The 15,612-nt window shown below is 55.2% G+C and carries 16 protein-coding genes and 1 pseudogene; 6 read left to right on the top strand and 11 right to left on the bottom strand.

Translation table 11 applies throughout. From position 1 onward, the window contains the following. Positions 1–12: 12 nt before the first annotated feature. Positions 13–2,097: a TRAP transporter fused permease subunit gene (locus DSM110093_RS16850; RefSeq protein WP_243267878.1), complete on the bottom strand. Its 2,085-nt coding sequence runs from the start codon at positions 2,095–2,097 to the stop codon at positions 13–15. Between the two features lie 123 nt (positions 2,098–2,220). On the opposite strand from DSM110093_RS16850, the gene DSM110093_RS16845 reads away from it, so the two are divergent. From DSM110093_RS16845 to DSM110093_RS16835, 3 genes are all read left to right on the top strand, one after another. Beyond that, positions 2,221–2,940 (top strand): GntR family transcriptional regulator, encoded by a 720-nt coding sequence (locus DSM110093_RS16845; RefSeq protein ID WP_243267877.1) that lies wholly within the window; start codon positions 2,221–2,223, stop codon positions 2,938–2,940. A gap of 178 nt (positions 2,941–3,118) precedes the next feature. Further along, the gene (locus DSM110093_RS16840; RefSeq protein ID WP_243267876.1) at positions 3,119–3,466 is read left to right on the top strand and encodes a CidA/LrgA family protein; all 348 of its coding nucleotides are present in this window, start codon (positions 3,119–3,121) and stop codon (positions 3,464–3,466) included. Then, entirely contained in the window at positions 3,459–4,190 is a 732-nt protein-coding gene (locus DSM110093_RS16835) for an LrgB family protein (RefSeq protein ID WP_243267875.1), read from the top strand. The genes DSM110093_RS16840 and DSM110093_RS16835 overlap by 8 nt, the downstream gene beginning before the upstream one ends. Positions 4,191–4,248: 58 nt before the next feature. Here the strand turns inward: DSM110093_RS16835 and DSM110093_RS16830 are convergent, their stop codons facing one another. The 5 genes and pseudogenes from DSM110093_RS16830 to DSM110093_RS16810 form a co-directional block, all read right to left on the bottom strand. Next, positions 4,249–4,932: an IS6 family transposase gene (locus DSM110093_RS16830; protein WP_243267874.1), complete on the bottom strand. Its 684-nt coding sequence runs from the start codon at positions 4,930–4,932 to the stop codon at positions 4,249–4,251. Between the two features lie 191 nt (positions 4,933–5,123). After that, positions 5,124–5,333 (bottom strand): annotated as a pseudogene (locus tag DSM110093_RS16825) (SMC-Scp complex subunit ScpB); the annotation flags it as partial. Between the two features lie 17 nt (positions 5,334–5,350). Continuing rightward, positions 5,351–6,637 (bottom strand): ATP-binding protein, encoded by a 1,287-nt coding sequence (locus tag DSM110093_RS16820; RefSeq protein ID WP_243267873.1) that lies wholly within the window; start codon positions 6,635–6,637, stop codon positions 5,351–5,353. A gap of 163 nt (positions 6,638–6,800) precedes the next feature. Next, entirely contained in the window at positions 6,801–7,385 is a 585-nt protein-coding gene (locus DSM110093_RS16815) for an SMC-Scp complex subunit ScpB (protein WP_243267872.1), read from the bottom strand. Between the two features lie 2 nt (positions 7,386–7,387). Then, positions 7,388–8,293: a DUF1403 family protein gene (locus DSM110093_RS16810; protein WP_243267871.1), complete on the bottom strand. Its 906-nt coding sequence runs from the start codon at positions 8,291–8,293 to the stop codon at positions 7,388–7,390. A gap of 193 nt (positions 8,294–8,486) precedes the next feature. Between DSM110093_RS16810 and DSM110093_RS16805 the strand changes: the two genes are divergently transcribed. Continuing rightward, positions 8,487–9,584: a tyrosine-type recombinase/integrase gene (locus DSM110093_RS16805; protein WP_243267869.1), complete on the top strand. Its 1,098-nt coding sequence runs from the start codon at positions 8,487–8,489 to the stop codon at positions 9,582–9,584. 30 nt (positions 9,585–9,614) lie between these two features. On the opposite strand, the gene DSM110093_RS16800 is transcribed toward DSM110093_RS16805, so the two are convergent. Together DSM110093_RS16800 and DSM110093_RS16795 are read right to left on the bottom strand one after the other, a co-directional pair. Beyond that, entirely contained in the window at positions 9,615–9,926 is a 312-nt protein-coding gene (locus DSM110093_RS16800; RefSeq protein ID WP_243267868.1) for a type II toxin-antitoxin system RelE/ParE family toxin, read from the bottom strand. Beyond that, on the bottom strand, positions 9,923–10,180 hold the full coding sequence (locus tag DSM110093_RS16795) for a type II toxin-antitoxin system ParD family antitoxin (RefSeq protein ID WP_243267867.1): 258 nt from the start codon (positions 10,178–10,180) through the stop codon (positions 9,923–9,925). The genes DSM110093_RS16800 and DSM110093_RS16795 overlap by 4 nt, the downstream gene beginning before the upstream one ends. 459 nt (positions 10,181–10,639) lie before the next feature. Between DSM110093_RS16795 and DSM110093_RS16790 the strand changes: the two genes are divergently transcribed. Next, positions 10,640–11,344 (top strand): hypothetical protein, encoded by a 705-nt coding sequence (locus tag DSM110093_RS16790; RefSeq protein ID WP_243267866.1) that lies wholly within the window; start codon positions 10,640–10,642, stop codon positions 11,342–11,344. 92 nt (positions 11,345–11,436) lie between these two features. Beyond that, positions 11,437–11,664, top strand: coding sequence for a hypothetical protein (locus tag DSM110093_RS16785; RefSeq protein WP_243267865.1), 228 nt, complete (start codon positions 11,437–11,439; stop codon positions 11,662–11,664). Between the two features lie 201 nt (positions 11,665–11,865). On the opposite strand, the gene DSM110093_RS16780 is transcribed toward DSM110093_RS16785, so the two are convergent. The 3 genes from DSM110093_RS16780 to repA all read right to left on the bottom strand — a co-directional run bounded on the left by DSM110093_RS16780 (position 11,866) and on the right by repA (position 15,612). Further along, the gene (locus DSM110093_RS16780) at positions 11,866–13,176 is read right to left on the bottom strand and encodes a helix-turn-helix domain-containing protein (RefSeq protein WP_243267864.1); all 1,311 of its coding nucleotides are present in this window, start codon (positions 13,174–13,176) and stop codon (positions 11,866–11,868) included. A 287-nt stretch (positions 13,177–13,463) separates the two neighbouring features. Next, complete coding sequence (gene repB / locus DSM110093_RS16775) at positions 13,464–14,420, bottom strand: plasmid partitioning protein RepB (protein WP_243267863.1); 957 nt, start codon at positions 14,418–14,420, stop codon at positions 13,464–13,466. Beyond that, positions 14,410–15,612: a plasmid partitioning protein RepA gene (repA, locus tag DSM110093_RS16770; protein ID WP_243267862.1), complete on the bottom strand. Its 1,203-nt coding sequence runs from the start codon at positions 15,610–15,612 to the stop codon at positions 14,410–14,412. The genes repB and repA overlap by 11 nt, the downstream gene beginning before the upstream one ends.

Raw genomic sequence — 15,612 nt, 5'->3', positions numbered from 1 at the left:
TTTGTCTCCGGTTTAACGAGATGCGGTGCGTTGTGAGGCGCGGAGCCCCGAGGTGCGTGCCCACAGGATCAGCCCTGCGGCAATGGCTAGCCCAAGAACGTCTGTTGGCAGGCTAGACCACAGAAGCAAGAGTGCCGCGATGGCCGAAAGCGCTCGAACCAGAGGCCCAACCGGTCCGAACAACTCGCCCTCGCCTGAAACGGCAATGAAATAAACAGCGATCAAGGCCGTTCCGAAGATGTGGAGTGTTTCGCTCCAAGTGCCTTCGAGCAATATTTCAGGGCTGGTGTAGAACATGAACGGCAGGAAAAATGCCGCAATGCCATAGCGCATTGCACGGATCGACGTCGGCCAGGGTTTACCCCCCGCAATTGCGGCCCCTGCAAAGGCAGCGATGGCAACTGGCGGTGTGATTGCCGAAATAACGGCGCAGTAGAAGACGAACATATGCGCAGCCAGGGCCGAAACGCCCATCTGTTGAAGCGCAGGCGCGACAACAGCTGCGGCAATCGCGTAGGCGGCTGTGGTCGGCATGCCCATCCCCAGCACAATCGAGATAAGCATCGCCAGGATAAAGGCGAGGATTTGACTTTCACCGGCTGCCGTAAGTAGCACCGAGGAAAACCTCCCCCCAAGCCCCGTAAGGCCAAGAACTCCAACGACGATACCCGCACAGGCCATGACGCTAATAAGCTGCAAAGATTTGCGCGATGAATCCGCAAGCCCGACATAAGTAAGCTGCGCCAGGTTTCGCACCACTTCAGGGAGCTGCGAGCCTCGCTTCTGCACTAATGCCAGCGCGGCCATCAGAATGAAACTGACGACTGTTGCCAAAGCTCCCGCATAATTAACCGGCATTCCCGACAGCGGCAAAGCCACAAACAAAACAAGCGGAACTGCGAGCACGTAAGACCGAAACCCGATTTCGCGGCACATCGAAACCAGTAGCGTCGATGCCAGACCCCATGTCCCAGCCGCGATGATGGAGTACCCTGACAGGAGTAGATACAGCAGAACTACGAGCGGCAAGAGTAAGAAAGCATCGCGGCAAAGCTCACCAATTTTCGGCAGTTCGCTGCGCGGAACCCCATGAAGGCCTAGATGCTTTGCTTGCAGATCGACAGTCAGGAAGATTGCAATATAGAACAGCAGACACGGCAACACGGCGGCCACTACAATGTCGGAGTAAGGAATTCCGGTAATTTCGGCCATGATGAACGCCCCTGCCCCCATCACCGGCGGTGCCAGCTGCCCGCCCGACGACGAAGCGGCCTCAATCCCGCCGGCGCTTTCGCGCGGGTATCCAATACGCCGCATCATAGGAATGGTGAAAGTACCCGAAGCGACTACGTTGGCCACTGCTGAACCCGAGACTGTTCCGAACAGTAAACCTGAAAATACCGAAACCTTACCCGGCCCTCCGCGTGTTCCGCCAAACAGCGCCATTGCAAGACGCATGAAATACTCGCCTGCACCAGAGGCCTGGAGAAAGACGGCAAAGGCCACAAACAGGATGATGTAGCGGGACGACGCCGCGACGGTCATGCCAAATATCGCTTCTTGGCTGTACAGATAGGATGCAAAGTTGTCTGCGCGGAACCCGGAATGCTCGAGCACTCCAGGGAGCCATTGGCCGATGAATACGTAGGAAATAAACACCAATGCAATAATAGGTAGGACGATGCCGGACACTCGACGTGCAAATTCCAGCACGATCAATGTTCCCACCGCACCGCAGACAAGATCCGCGCCCGTGGTGACGACACCGGTGCGCATGATCAGCATTTCGAGATTTACCGCGACATAGACACTGCACCCGATGGCACCCAGCACCAACAATATGTCCACAACCCAGACGAGATGAGCTCGCTCTCCCCTCCATGCCTTAAGGCCCACAAAGGCCAGAATGGCGCCAATGTTTACGTGAGTTACCCGATAGACCCATTCATCAATGGACCAAAAATTTAATACGGCGAGATGGAACACGGCGTATAGCGCCGAAATCAGGGTCAGCGTAATGGCTATCATTGGGGACAGTTTGCGATCCAACCCCTCGGCGTCCAGTTGAGCCACATCGTCATGTACAGTGTCGTTCATCTCTTCCCCTCCCCGCGCAACTTGTACGAACAAGTTGACATGTTCGGATAGGTTGGTGCAAGATAGGTGCCAGGTCAATCCGCCTTTATGAAGATTCGCATAAGCCTCTGAAAGATAAGATATATGAAGAAACGTTATCGCGATGTAGCCGCCCGAATCATGGCGGATCTGAAGGCAGGCGTCCTCAAAACTGGTGACGCGATGCCCAGTGAAACCGTGCTCTGTGAACGATTTGATACGAGCAGATCGACGATCCGTAATGCGATGGCGGAATTAGAGAAGCTGGGTCTGATCGAACGGAAGCAGGGCGCCGCAACCCGCATTCTATCAACAGAACCGACGCAAACCTATGTCCATTCAATGTCTGCAGCAGGAGACCTGATGCAGTTTGCGGGCCCATCGTGGCGCAAGGTGCATAAAACTGCTGCTATTGTCGCAGATGAAGACCTTGCTCAGAAGTTACAGGATCGGCCAGGGCGACATTGGATCCGGATTAGCCAGACCCGGCACATAGATACGTTGTCAGCCCCGGTCGGCTGGACCGATGTTTATCTTAGTCAGGAATATGCAGGCATCGTTGAGGAAATACCGACCTACTCAGGATTGGTTTACTCCCTCCTTGAAGCCCGCCACGACGTCGTTATCCACGAAATCCAACAGTCAATCGGCGCGAGACCGGTTCCCCGCGAATTGGCCGACATTCTACAGGTAGAGATCGGAGATCATGCTTTGGAGCTTCGCAGAAATTACCTCGATAAGGATGGCGTCGGCCTGATTATTACGTTGAGTATTCTACCAGCACAGCATTACAGCTACGATATCACCTTGCAGAGACGGGCATGAATGATTGCCATCGGAGTGTCCAACTCCCACCCGCCATTCCCGAAGTCGAAAGGGGGGCCAAAGTGATCCCTTATGACACACGAACGGACAAGGTTCTTTGGTCCGAGATATCAGCTCCCAAGTTGAGCCTTTGGGAAAAGATGACCAGTGTTTATGCTGGCAAGCCCGGAGGAACCAGATGTTGCCTTTCCTAACCTTGATACTCCTGTGTCAGCTTGCCGGAGAGCTGGCCGTCGGGGCCTTGGAACTGTCTGTTCCAGGGCCTGTGCTTGGCATGCTGTTTCTCTTCATCATTCTATTGATCCGCGGTGAAGTGCCCGCGCAATTGGAGCATACGACAAATGGGCTTTTGCGCTCAATGTCCCTGTTGTTCGTGCCTGCGGGCACTGGTGTGATCTTGCATTTTCAATTGCTAGGCGAAGCTCTCTTGCCACTCGGGGTTGCCCTGATCGTCAGCACACTAGGGACAATAGGCGTGACAGGCCTGCTCATGTACCGGCTCGGGATGAAGGCTTCTGATGGATAACCTGCAAGAGGTCTGGGTCTATTTAAGCGCGACACCATTGTACCATTTGACCCTGACGCTTGTCGCGTTTCAGGCGGCCAGCTGGGTGTTTGAGAAAACCGGACAGAACCCTCTGTTGAACCCGGTTCTTGTTGCAGTCCTTTTGGTCGTCGGCGTCCTGATGATGACAGGAACCGATTACGGAACCTATTTCGAAGGCGCACAGTTTGTTCATTTCCTTCTTGGCCCGGCCACCGTCGCTCTGGCTGTGCCCCTTTATCGTCAGTGGCACCATGTGCGCCGATCTGCCTTGGCCATTGCGGTGAGCCTCGTCTTTGGGTCATTTACTGCGATCCTGTCCGCGATCGCGGTGACATGGGCGATGGGAGGGTCGAGCGAAGTGCTGGCCTCTATCGCCCCAAAGTCTGTCACCGCCCCCGTCGCAATGGCGATCGCCGAGGAGCTTGGCGGATTACCATCGCTGACGGCAGTTCTGGTCATTGTCACGGGCATTTTGGGAGCGATGGTCGGCTCTGCCGTCCTCAATATGGTAGGCGTGGATGACTGGCGGGCACGTGGTTTGGCGATCGGTACCGCGAGCCACGGCATTGGAACCGCACGCGCTCTTCAAGTGAATGAAACTGCTGGGGCATTCGCAGGTCTCGCAATGGGCTTGAACGCGTTGGCGACCGCATTGTTACTACCAATCATCTGGAAAGTGCTATCAAGGTTCTCTGAGTTTTGATGTTGTAAGGGCATTGTCAGGTTGTAATGCCCGGACGTGATCAATATCCGCGTCTGGTTCAGACTGCCATTTCCGCCGCATAGTTGTTCCACAGGCTGAATGCATCGGCCCGGGCGTGGCGATAAGATGCTGCGGAAAGGTGCTGGCGGTGCGGTCGGAAGATGGTGGCGGTTTGATCATGGACGGATAGAAGCCGCTGAACTTGGCGCGGGGTTTTGAATCGCCCCATGATTTTCTGTCGTCGTCGCGTATGTCGGTGCGACGCCTCGGACCGGATATTCAACCCCTTGTGCGAGCGGTGATCGACCCCCGAACAAAGGTTCCGGACGGCCACGCCATAACTGCGTAGCTTGTCAGTTACGAGCACGCGTGGCACGCCCCATCGCTTCATCAGCTTTTTCAGGAACCGCTTGGCAGCCTGAGCATTTCTGCGGCTTTGCACCAAGATATCCAATACGTCTTCGTTCGCGTCGACCGCCCGCCAAAGCCAGTGTTTCCGCCCGCGGATTGAGATGGCCACTTCGTCCAAGTGCCATTTGTCGGACGGAGCTGGGCGGTCGCGACGGATCTTGGCCGCGATCTGCGGTCCAAACCGTTGGCACCAAACCCGGATGCTTTCATACGAGACGATCACACCTCGTTCGGCCAGAAGATCTTCGACACCGCGCAAGCTCAGGGCAAAGCGATGGTACGCCCACACAGCATAGGAGATGATGGACCGAGGAAACCGGAATCCCTTCAAGCGGAGTTATGAAACTTGGCTGATCATCCGCAAGCGCTATGCGTGAACCGAAGCAACATCAACAACCTGACAATGCCCTCGGTGACAATCAACAATGGAAGTTCACGCCGAGGTAGAATGAGGCGCCATTCAACATCCTGAGATTGTTATATCCAAACACTTTTGCAAAGCAACTTATTTTTAGAGAACGCCTATATGCCAGCCTTTTCGCTCTCCGCAGTGAAGCCCGCGTCTTCCAGCTGTTCCCTATCCGGCAGATCGCGTAACGATTCCAGGTCAAACGCGATCAGGAACTGCTCAGTAGTCACATAGGTCAACGTGGCGCCGCGTCTTGGTAAGCGCGGCCCCGACCCAATCAGCTCACGTGCATGAAGTCGACCAATGCAGATGGGGCGCGTCAATAACATGACAAAGCCACCTAGGCATTGATATTGCTCCAAAGGGCGCTCACCGGGAGAGCAAAATTCCTATCGCCAAAGGTGAGTTTTTCTTTACCCAAGTAAAGCACGATCCCAGTACATATCCTGCTGCCTCCAGGCCCGTCTTTTGAGAACCATTTGAGATGTTTGAAGTCATCACCGCTGACCGATGCAGAGGCCTTGACCTCGACACAGACCAGGTGGCTGCCGCCGTCGATCAGGATGTCAATCTCCCGCTGGTCCGCACTGCGCCAGTGATAGAGCCGATAGTCAGCATCCTGCATTGGGACGGCTCTGAGCAGTTCGTTCAAAACAAAGCTCTCCAGTAGACCGCCGAGGGCTTGCGGATTGTTGTCGATGGTAAAGGTATCTTCAGTGAAGCGACGCAAGGCGCAAGCGATGCCTGAATCTGCGAAGTGATATTTTGGGTTCTTAATTTCCCGCTTACCCTCACCCGATGTCCAGGCACCCAGTTTGGTGAGCATCGATAGTCGTATCAGGATGTCCAGATATTGCTCGACCGTAACGCGTTGCAGCTTGGTCAGTTTGGCAAGTTCGGAAGCCTTGATTTCTTGAGCCGACCGTGTCGCCATCTGGTCTATCAGGATACGCAGCGCATCTGGTTTTCGAACCGGCGTGATATCTGCCACATCGCGCTCAACAACTGCGTCGATATAGTCCCTATACTGCCGCTGGCGGGATCTGATTGGCAACGTTCTGGTTTCGGGAAACCCACCTTCCAGAATGAAATCAATGTAATCACTTCGGGTGATTGGCTCTGGATCGGCCACTTGTCCCAGCTTCGGGTCTTTTTGCATCGCCCAATCCATTAGGCGGCTGACCGGTGCTCTTTTGATTTCCGCAACTGACAAGGGCCAGAGCTTGAGTGTGCGCATCCTGCCTGCGAGAGAGTCAGCGACATCAGTGGTCGTAAATACATTGGAGGATCCGGTAAGTACAAATTGCCCTTTGCGCCGATTGGTATCGACCACCCTCTTAATTGCCAGAGCCAGCTTTTTAGACCGCTGAGCCTCATCGATGATAAGCGGTGCGTGGTCCAGGTCTTCCATTAGACTGGTGAGCTGCCCTTCTGGGTCAGCTTCAATGGCGGCTAAGACTGCAGCGTCATCCAAAGTGACAAAACGGCCATTGCCAAACAAGTCTCTTACAAGTGTCGTCTTACCAACCTGCCTCGGGCCGATGAGGTTAACTACACGCGCTGATGCGATCGCGTCTTCAAGCTCTGGAATGAGGTGTCTTGGCAGATAGTCTTCTGTATCACTCATCGACCGGCGCTTCCCTTTCGAGCTTTGCAGAACGCCCCTCGTATGAGAGGTCTGGTTTCTTACCACTGGTTGCTTATTAGAGACCCCACCATTTGTCTATTAGAACGTCCACCATTTGCTCATTAGAATCCCCACCAGTTGCACACTCATAGGCTTCTGTGTGTCAAGTTGCCAAGCCAGCATCCTCTAGCTCGCCGCGGTCGGGTAAATCACGGAGACTTTCCATCCCAAACGCCATCAAGAACTTCTGCGTCGTCACATAGGTATAGGGTGCCCCCGCCCTCGGACTACGCGGACCCATGGCGATCAACTCCTGCGCCCTTAACCTTCCGATCAAATCACGGCTGATGTCTTTGCCAAAAATATCCTTCAACCCATCCCGCGTCAGCGGCTGGTGATAGGCAATCGATGCGAGCACAGCGACTTCAAATTCGTCCAAATTCAGATGCTGGTCGCCCACATCGGCCGCCGCGCGAATGGCATCAGCAAATCGCGTCCGCGTTCGCATCAACCAGCCGTCTGCTACGGCGACTAACTCATAGGGGCGATCGTTTAAATCGGTCTGAATATCCTCAATCAACAGGTCAACCGAGGCCCCCTGCCCCACAACGCGCGCCAAGTCCCCGCGCGACACTGGCGAAGCGCTCGCAAAAATCACCGCTTCAATCCGGCCCATCCATTCACGCCAGCGCAATTCCGGGGGCAGGTCGTCTAATTCAGTGTCTAACACTGAGAGTTCCTTGGCCATGCTTACACCCCGTACAGTCGGAACGTCGGCCTGCCAGTCAGTTCCCGCACGACGCCCAGTTCCGCCAAACGGTCACACAGACGGCGCGCCGCGCGATCCGTCATCGGCATCAATGTGCCCTGGATCATCGGGCTTAGCATGCCTGACGGTGACACCGCATCGTGGCTCAGGAACAAAGCCAGCGCAGCGTCTGATCCTTTGGCCCGCAGTTTTGGCGCAACGGACCGCAACTTGGCAACGCGCAGGTCTAGGTCCGCCGCCAAACGGATGGCATTGTCGCAAGCAGCAACCATCGCACGATGTACAAAAAGCTTGGGTTCACCCGCCCCAGTCGCGATCGCGCGGATATCCCTGCGCGCCATATGCGCCCCCAATAATGGTACAGGCCGATCCCAACCGACCGCACGGGCCAAAGCAACATCCGCCAACATCAATGCTCCCACTTCTTCTCGTGGGAACCGGGGCAACAGCTCTGCTAAGATGTCGCTTGCTTGTCCCACCGGTGTTCCCGATGGAGTTCCAAGAATGGACACGGCCTCATGAGCCAGCGCTGTTGGTAGCGCATTCTCCACCCGCCCCTTCCATCCACTGACACCCAAGTTGATCCGCGCCAGCTTACGCCACTCCATAAACATCTCGCCCGCAGGTCCCAGCCGATCTCCTGCCCGCGCTAAACACACCGCGTCACGGATATCGGACCCGGATTCATTGCGACCCTCGAGCTTTAGGCAAGCCACAGCAGAATCCAGAGCCATTCGATCCCGCAATAGGGCACAGGGCAATGTACCGTTTGGGTCGCGTAACACCGCATCTAGCGTAGCCAGCGCCGCGCCAGATAACAAAGCAACAGTTTCAGGGTCTTCATCTCTTTGCTGAGTGATCCAACGGGGCAGAAGCTGTAGGCTCATGGTATCGCCTATAATGAGTTTAGCGGTCGGGTTCATCCAGACAGACTAAACCTGCGCGGCGCTTATTTCCAGATAATAGCGCATGAACCGCCGCATCTTGTTGGTCAAAATTATGTCCAATAAGTTTACATTATCGGACCTGTACAGATATATTGAGAAACAGTTTCAATATTAGTGAATTTTTAGGAGAGATATGGCCACAGAGAACGAGAAGTTGAGCTCAGGTCGCTTTACTACATCTGAAGATGCTCAGGGTCACGCAAGAGATCAAAAGAAAAGTGATGGCATCACCCTGCCCTCGCATGTGGCTGGCTCAGGCACCCTTGATCAGCTGGTAGAAACCGCACGCGGCTATGCAAAGCAGGCGGCCTCTGAGAACACCCTGACTGCCTATGCAAAAGACTGGGCGCACTTTGCCCGGTGGTGCAGATTGAAGGGAACGGAGCCCTTGCCGCCTTCACCCGAGATGATCGGCCTCTACCTCGCCAACTTGGCGGCACCCACGGGAAAGGCACCTGCCCTCTCAGTTTCGACCATCGAGCGCCGTCTTTCTGGCCTTAGCTGGAACTACAAGCAACGCGGCTTCAACCTCGATCGCAAGAACCGCCATATTGCCTCCGTACTGGCTGGCATCAAACGCAAACACGCCCGTCCGCCGGTGCAGAAGGAGGCGATCCTGGCCGAGGACATTCTCGCGATGGTGGCCACCTTGCCCTACGACCTGCGCGGTCTGCGAGACCGAGCCATCCTGCTGATCGGCTATGCGGGCGGTCTGCGTCGATCGGAAATCATCAGCCTCGACGTTCACAAGGATGACACGCCGGACTCGGGGGGCTGGATTGAGATCTTCGACAAGGGCGCCCTGCTCACCCTCAATGCCAAGACTGGCTGGCGTGAGGTCGAGATTGGCCGCGGGTCCAAGGATCAAACCTGCCCCGTGCATGCGCTCGAACAATGGCTGCACTTCGCCAAGTTCGACTTCGGTCCGGTCTTTGTCGGCACCTCGCGGGATGGCAAGCGTGCCACGGAGACAAGACTGAACGACAAGCATGTTGTGCGGCTGATCAAGCGCACGGTCCTAGACGCCGGAATTCGGTCCGACCTGCCCGAAAAAGACCGGCTCGCACTGTTTGCAGGCCATTCGCTGCGTGCCGGCCTCGCCAGTTCGGCAGAGGTTGATGAACGCTATGTCCAGAAGCAGCTCGGGCATGCTTCGGCCGAGATGACCCGCCGCTATCAGCGCCGGCGCGATCGGTTCAGAGTGAACCTGACGAAGGCAACCGGGTTGTGATGGGGATCAGCAGGCTTCGGACTTCTAAGCTCAAAGTGAGGCAACAAGGCGAGGCAGATCGCTCGGGGACTGGAAGGTACCCACGATGATGACCTCGTCCGATCGATCCAGAAAGACTAGGAAATGCTCCCCTGCCCTCATGAACCGTAGGTCTTCGACATCATCAACAAGAACAGCGCAGCTCCGACTATGGGCTTGGCCATTCAGAATACGTTCACAGCCGTTGAGCAATCCGGCCTCGTAAAGCTCCGCTTCGCGCCGGCCGAAAGTTTCGATCGTACTTCTGGCCATTTCAGTGAGGCTGGCTTCCGCCCGACGGGTCAGCCGAAAGGGTCGGCTCATGAACGGGCGCACGCGGTCGCAAAGGCCCTACGGATCGCGTCTTTGCCGCTGCCCTCAGCAAGTTCACTCGCCTTCGCCTGCGCGAGACCTTCGAGAAGCACTTGGCGGACGCCCATGATCTGCGCCTCTTCCTGCTCAAGCAGCCTCAGGCCAGCGCGCAAGGCTTCACTCGCATTCTGGTAGCGCCCGGACGCCACCAGTGCTTGAACCAGATGGTCTTGGGTTTCGGTCAGGACAACGTTGCGTGTCACCATGGGTCGAGCCTCCTTTATTGGCAATATATGCCAATGCTAAGTTTCGGTCAATGGAGGCCGATCTTGGGCAAAGAACTGCCGTCATGTAACCTCTTCTCCCGTCGCTATCTCATTTATGCGCCCCCTGCCCTGAAGACGATCGGATGGGGTCGCCTCGCGTCTGCGGAAAAATAACGGCGGATACTACCATGTAAAAATTTCTGTGACTCATCTTTGTATTTTAGCTTCCCTCACCGGTCTATGCGGATGCCTTTATTGCAAGTTGGAATATCGAACATCTCGGATGAGATGACGGACAGGATTTGACCGCGGTCGCAAAGGCCGCGAGCCGATTTGACTTGATCGCAGTTCAGAAAGTCATGAGTGAAGAAGGCGCGGCTCAGCTGATCCTACAAAGGGTTCGAGGCCTTCCATTACTGCAGCGATAAAATCACCTGGGTCGATGGCGCTGTGGTCTATGTGGATAATCGCGATGTCTTTGCGCGAGAGCCCTTCTCAGCCCGCTTTGAAACCAACGATGGGTTTCAATTCGTAATGGCCACGGTACATCCCATCTACGGCAAATCCGTTGCGGAGCGGGAAAAGGAAGCGCATGCGCTGCGCTCATATCTCGACTGGCTCAATGACAGCTTTGAGGGCTCACCGTCATTCTTGACGGGAAACTTCAACCTGCCTCCGACAAACCCGGCCTGGGGCCCCGTCGGTCAGACCGCCGCGCAGTTGATCACGGGTGGAGGCACTACGCTGAGCACCAAGGACGGCCGCTTCGCAAACCTCTACGATGACATCAGGGCGCCGCCTGGCGTGAGCCTGCCCATCCATGCCAGCGGTAGATTGGAGTTTCCACACAAGGTTCTGGGCATCACCCATGCTGAGGCGCGCGATAGCGTCTCGGATCATATCCCGGTTTGGCTGAGCCCGGATGCGGAGCCAGTGAACTTTCCGGCTACTGACCCCAGTAAGTTCGATCGCGCCGCATTCCTAAGCGGCGAAGACCATCGGCCTGAAGGAGAGCAAGCGCCAGTGATCGGCAACAAAAATTCGAAGATCTACCACCTGCCGCATTGCCCCGGTTACTCGAAGACCGGGGTCAACAACCGGCAGCCTTTTGAAACTGAGGCCGCCGCGCGACAGGCCGGTTTCCGCATGGCTCGCAATTGCTGAGGGAAATAAGAGGGCCAATCACAAAAAGACCCGCTGAGGATTTTCACGGGTGTTACGTATCCTAAAGTCAGATCAACAGGGAGGGATCCAATATGTCTGATGTCACAGTTCAGGCAAGCAAATTCATTTCGGCACGGGGAGCACTACATTCGTGGCAGCCTGACGGGCGCATTACGGTGGAAGCAGATGGTAACCTTCATACCGGCAAACCGGTGCCTCTGGTTATCCGTCAGATTGAAGCCGAATCTCCGGCTGCATCTGAGGCCTATGAAACGGCGGTCGATGATAAAGTAGGTTTGGAGTGCGAACCTTCTTTCTGAGGCTCATGTACCGCGGTACAGAAATTTCGCGGAATGTCTTTTTGGATATCGTCAGCAGCCTTGTTCACCCGGACAGGGCTGCGCCGATGGTCCTCAGAGTATCGGCTTGAACTCTGGCTGCTGGAGCAGAAGCTAAGCCCAAATCAAAAATCTGTACCGCGGTACAGATTTCGTGCGGGGTGTGGAGGAACCCGCAACAGATCATCGCATACCGGCGACAGGTTTTCCTGCTATGAACCCTTCAATCATCGAGGTGAAATAGGCTGCTGGTGATTTGATGCGCATCGCATTCTCAGCAAGATACTCCAAAGCTCTGAGCATGTTCGGCCATCCGATTGAGGCGACACCTTTAGCCATGGCTTCACCTTTCAAACTCAAAAATGATCCAAAAAGAAAAACCGCTTCCCGCAAGCGAGAGGGTGATTGTACAGCATCCGGGTAGAGGCTGGCGATATTTGGACAATGCTCCCATGCTTCTGTAAGTCGCGAATACTCATCGGGCGCCTTCTTATTAGGATCTAGTTTTATAGACTCTACTTGGCGGACATTTTGACCGTTCCTGCCGGACTCTGGTCGCGTATCCGCAATATCGCTTTGGGGGTGTGCTTCGCGGCGAACCTTCAGTTTCCGGCGGGGCAGAACGATTGGTTGGGTCGCGTTGAGTTTGATGGTTGACTCATCACTGACGGGTTGTGTACCGGGGTCAGCTTTTTGCCGTTCGCTCTCTTTGTTCTCTGCGCGACACATCTGGTCAGCGGCGGCCGGGGAAGGGCAGGGGCCCCCGTTTAGGACACGAGAAATTTCGTTGTGGGCTTCAGGTGCAGGGCGAGCCGCTTGGTCGGCCGGCTTCAAAGCGCGCATCTCCTGCATAAGAGCCGCGACCTCGCCGGTCTTTAAAGAAGAGCGGCGCAGGATCGTTTTCACCTGAGTAAGGTATTCGATCTGTACCGCGGCCAGCTGCTCAGGAGCGCGCAGAAGATCAGCGCGGATTGCCAGCGCCTCAGAGCGCATCGAGCGAAGCTCTTCAGCCTCAAGATCGAGGCGCGCGGCCTCTGCCACCAGTTCCGGGTAAAGGTGCAGGAGGGGGGAGAGATCGAAGCCGAAGGCATCACGAACAACCCCGCCAACCCGAAGCGGGAAGCGCTTTCCGGTGGCGCTGTCCTTGCGTGTGATGAAACCGATCTCGCAGAGCTTGGCGATGTGGCGCCGAAGCACCCGATCACCCATGCGGTTGGCGCGCTCGCAGATGGTTTTGTTCGATGGGTAAACCACCAAGAGCGCGTCAGAACTAAGAGGCGTCTCCATGCCTTTACTGCGGTCCCGGCATGGCAGAAAGCTCAAGAGCGTTTCCAAAACAAGGATCGAGCTTGGGGTCAGACCATAGCTCGGGCTGCTGCTTTTAACTGCGGTCATGAGATCGCGGCGCGTGACTGGTTGCATGCGTTCGGGAAGGGTAGGGGCATAGCTCCTCCGATCCCCGACATGAGATGCCGTGATTTTTGCCTGTTTCATAGCTTTCAGACGGCAAAGAGAGACCATTCACCGAAAACGGTGTTGCAATCGATTCTTCAGCAAGGTATCCATGAGGTGCTTAAAACTCTTGGGACCCTTCGAGACTTCGGTTTCGTGGGGTTTCTTTTTGCGCTGCGTCTGCCTCCTTTCTTATGCTAATGTTGCTCATATTTGGTTCGTACAATGCGCTCTTAGTGGCGCTTTACTTGGAGTGTGGGCAAAATCTGTACCGCGGTACAGATTTTTACTAACATCGCCAAATAATCCCGTTATAACAATGACTTACGTTATTCATTCGCAGATTTCCATTGCCAGTATAGATTTTCGGTTTCGTCCTGAAGCCATTCGATGAAGGCCGCGTCGGACTTATCCTTTACCTTGATGCTGATGCCCTTGGTGCTGGGGCTCATCTCAACCTGACCCTTTGCAACCGAGAGCTTCTTAGGCTTGCTTGACCGCTGCTCAGAGCCCCCTTTCAAACGCTGAAGGACCGTGGTGAAACGGCCAGGGCTATCGAGCTCGTTGGGCAGTGCTTCTACCGCTTTTTTGATCCGGCGGGTTTCCACAACTGCTGTGATCTTTGCCAGTTCACCCCATTGCCTCCGACCGATGCCGTGCGCAGAACCAATTGCATCAATAAGCTCACTCGGGATTTCCCTAATGACCTTTGCCATCCGGCTTACGTCGCCTGTCGGGATGTTAAGGGCCCGTTCAATCACCGCAGCTTTCATGCCGCTATCAAGCAACTGAGTAATGAAGGCGGATTTCTCGATGTAGCTATTCTCGAGGCGTTCAGCGTTCTCGAGGCCTTGGGCCACCACCAACGCGTCATCGTCCAGCTCGCCAATATAGGCTTTGACCGGAATGCCGATGATACGACAAGCCGCGATCCGACGCCGACCATAGACCGGCTCATATTCGTAGCCTGAGCCAGCCGGTGCGGCCCGAAGCAGCACTGGGACTTGTTGGCCTGACTCGCGAATGGATGCGACGAGCGTATCAATCTCTGCAGAGACATCGAAGCGATCCCGAAACTTACTTTGACCGATGAGGTCAATGTCGATGTCCTGGATCGTCTGGTTCCGCAGATCATCATATGTTTCGCGGAAGCGTCGAACCGTTGGGCTGCCAGACGCAGGCGCTGCGGACACAGGGGACACGGCAGGGGAGGGGGCTTCCTGAGGCTCGTCACCACCGGACAGGGTTCGCTCAAGACTTGCTGAGAAAATTCCTTTACGCGCCATTGGTGTCTCTTCCCCAAGATTGATGGATAAGACCTTCGAATTCTGTGACGACCCGTGTAACTGATTCCCAAGCACGCTGATAGGTTTGACGATTGAAGCTCGACGGATCTACTTCCGCGATTGTTTCTGCGCTATTCGCCGCATCCGCGATTGCGGCCGACAAATAGAACTCGCTGGCCATAACTGCATCTTCGAGGATCGATCTTAAATAGCTTGCGACCTGAATTTGCGGCTGGTCTGTCGGGTTGTATCTTGTGATCAGGTATTTGATCCAGTCGTAGGGCCGAGCGCCCTGGCGTCCCTCCAAAACCGACATCATCTCACCTGCCATGCCGAGGAATGTACCCAGGCTCATCACATCGATGAAGGAGGCCGTGACGGGGACAAGAAGCCCAGAGCTAGCGAAAAGAGATGAAATTACGGCAAAGCTCATTTGTGGTGGGCAATCGACCAAGAAGACGTCAAAGTCATCGCGGATGGGCTCAAGCGCCTCTTCAACGCGAACGAAAAACGGGAATTTCTTCTGATCATTCACCGCAGTCTCATGCTCGAACTCCATGATATGCATATTGGAGGGAATAAGGCTGAGATTGGGAATATGCGTTTGCCGGATCACTTCGCGGATATCAACGCGTTGAGTTTCTTCAGGATCAGAAGCATCCGGGTAGCGGATCGCGTCATAGAGCGTGAGCATATCCGGCTCGCGCTCTGGGATGATACCGCAAAATTGAGTCGTGCTGGCTTGAGCGTCGAGATCAATGACCGCGACCCTATAGCCACGCAACGCCAATGCACATGCAACGCTTGCGGCTGTGGACGTCTTGCCCGCCCCGCCTTTCAGATTAACGATGCTAACTACCTGAGAGCGCTCACCATTCTGCCTGCGCGTAATATTTTTACTTTCGAGCCGATCATTCTCGATCAAGAAATCTCTGATCGCATTGATTTCGGATGCTTCGAAATGACGACGCGTGCCCCGAAGCAACGATCCTTGAGGCAGATCTGGGTTGGTGCGTAGGGTATGGCGCAACGAGTTTTCGTTTACGCCGATGTAATGGCAAGCCTCTTTGAACGAAAAAGGCCGCAAGACCTTTTCTTTATTCGGCTCAAGTAAGCGTTGTCGATGCTGTATAAGCTGGCTTGAGATAAGCCCGGCATGTCTGCCCAGAGACGCGGATCCGCTCGTATTCAT

The sequence above is a fragment of the Sulfitobacter sp. DSM 110093 genome (genome assembly GCF_022788715.1).
Classification (GTDB): Bacteria; Pseudomonadota; Alphaproteobacteria; order Rhodobacterales; family Rhodobacteraceae; genus Sulfitobacter.
The sequence above is the reverse complement of the archived record's forward strand: the minus strand, read 5'-3'. Positions and strand labels throughout refer to the sequence as shown.

Bases quoted from the DNA above. Each gene is read 5' to 3' on its own strand.
- DSM110093_RS16850 (WP_243267878.1), bottom strand. From the start codon at position 2,097: ATGAACGACACTGTACATGACGATGTGGCTCAACTGGACGCCGAGGGG.
- DSM110093_RS16845 (WP_243267877.1), top strand. From the start codon at position 2,221: ATGAAGAAACGTTATCGCGATGTAGCCGCCCGAATCATGGCGGATCTG.
- DSM110093_RS16840 (WP_243267876.1), top strand. From the start codon at position 3,119: ATGTTGCCTTTCCTAACCTTGATACTCCTGTGTCAGCTTGCCGGAGAG.
- DSM110093_RS16835 (WP_243267875.1), top strand. From the start codon at position 3,459: ATGGATAACCTGCAAGAGGTCTGGGTCTATTTAAGCGCGACACCATTG.
- DSM110093_RS16820 (WP_243267873.1), bottom strand. From the start codon at position 6,637: ATGAGTGATACAGAAGACTATCTGCCAAGACACCTCATTCCAGAGCTT.
- DSM110093_RS16815 (WP_243267872.1), bottom strand. From the start codon at position 7,385: ATGGCCAAGGAACTCTCAGTGTTAGACACTGAATTAGACGACCTGCCC.
- DSM110093_RS16810 (WP_243267871.1), bottom strand. From the start codon at position 8,293: ATGAGCCTACAGCTTCTGCCCCGTTGGATCACTCAGCAAAGAGATGAA.
- DSM110093_RS16805 (WP_243267869.1), top strand. From the start codon at position 8,487: ATGGCCACAGAGAACGAGAAGTTGAGCTCAGGTCGCTTTACTACATCT.
- DSM110093_RS16800 (WP_243267868.1), bottom strand. From the start codon at position 9,926: ATGAGCCGACCCTTTCGGCTGACCCGTCGGGCGGAAGCCAGCCTCACT.
- DSM110093_RS16795 (WP_243267867.1), bottom strand. From the start codon at position 10,180: ATGGTGACACGCAACGTTGTCCTGACCGAAACCCAAGACCATCTGGTT.
- DSM110093_RS16785 (WP_243267865.1), top strand. From the start codon at position 11,437: ATGTCTGATGTCACAGTTCAGGCAAGCAAATTCATTTCGGCACGGGGA.
- DSM110093_RS16780 (WP_243267864.1), bottom strand. From the start codon at position 13,176: ATGAAACAGGCAAAAATCACGGCATCTCATGTCGGGGATCGGAGGAGC.
- repB (WP_243267863.1), bottom strand. From the start codon at position 14,420: ATGGCGCGTAAAGGAATTTTCTCAGCAAGTCTTGAGCGAACCCTGTCC.
- repA (WP_243267862.1), bottom strand. From the start codon at position 15,612: ATGAATACGAGCGGATCCGCGTCTCTGGGCAGACATGCCGGGCTTATC.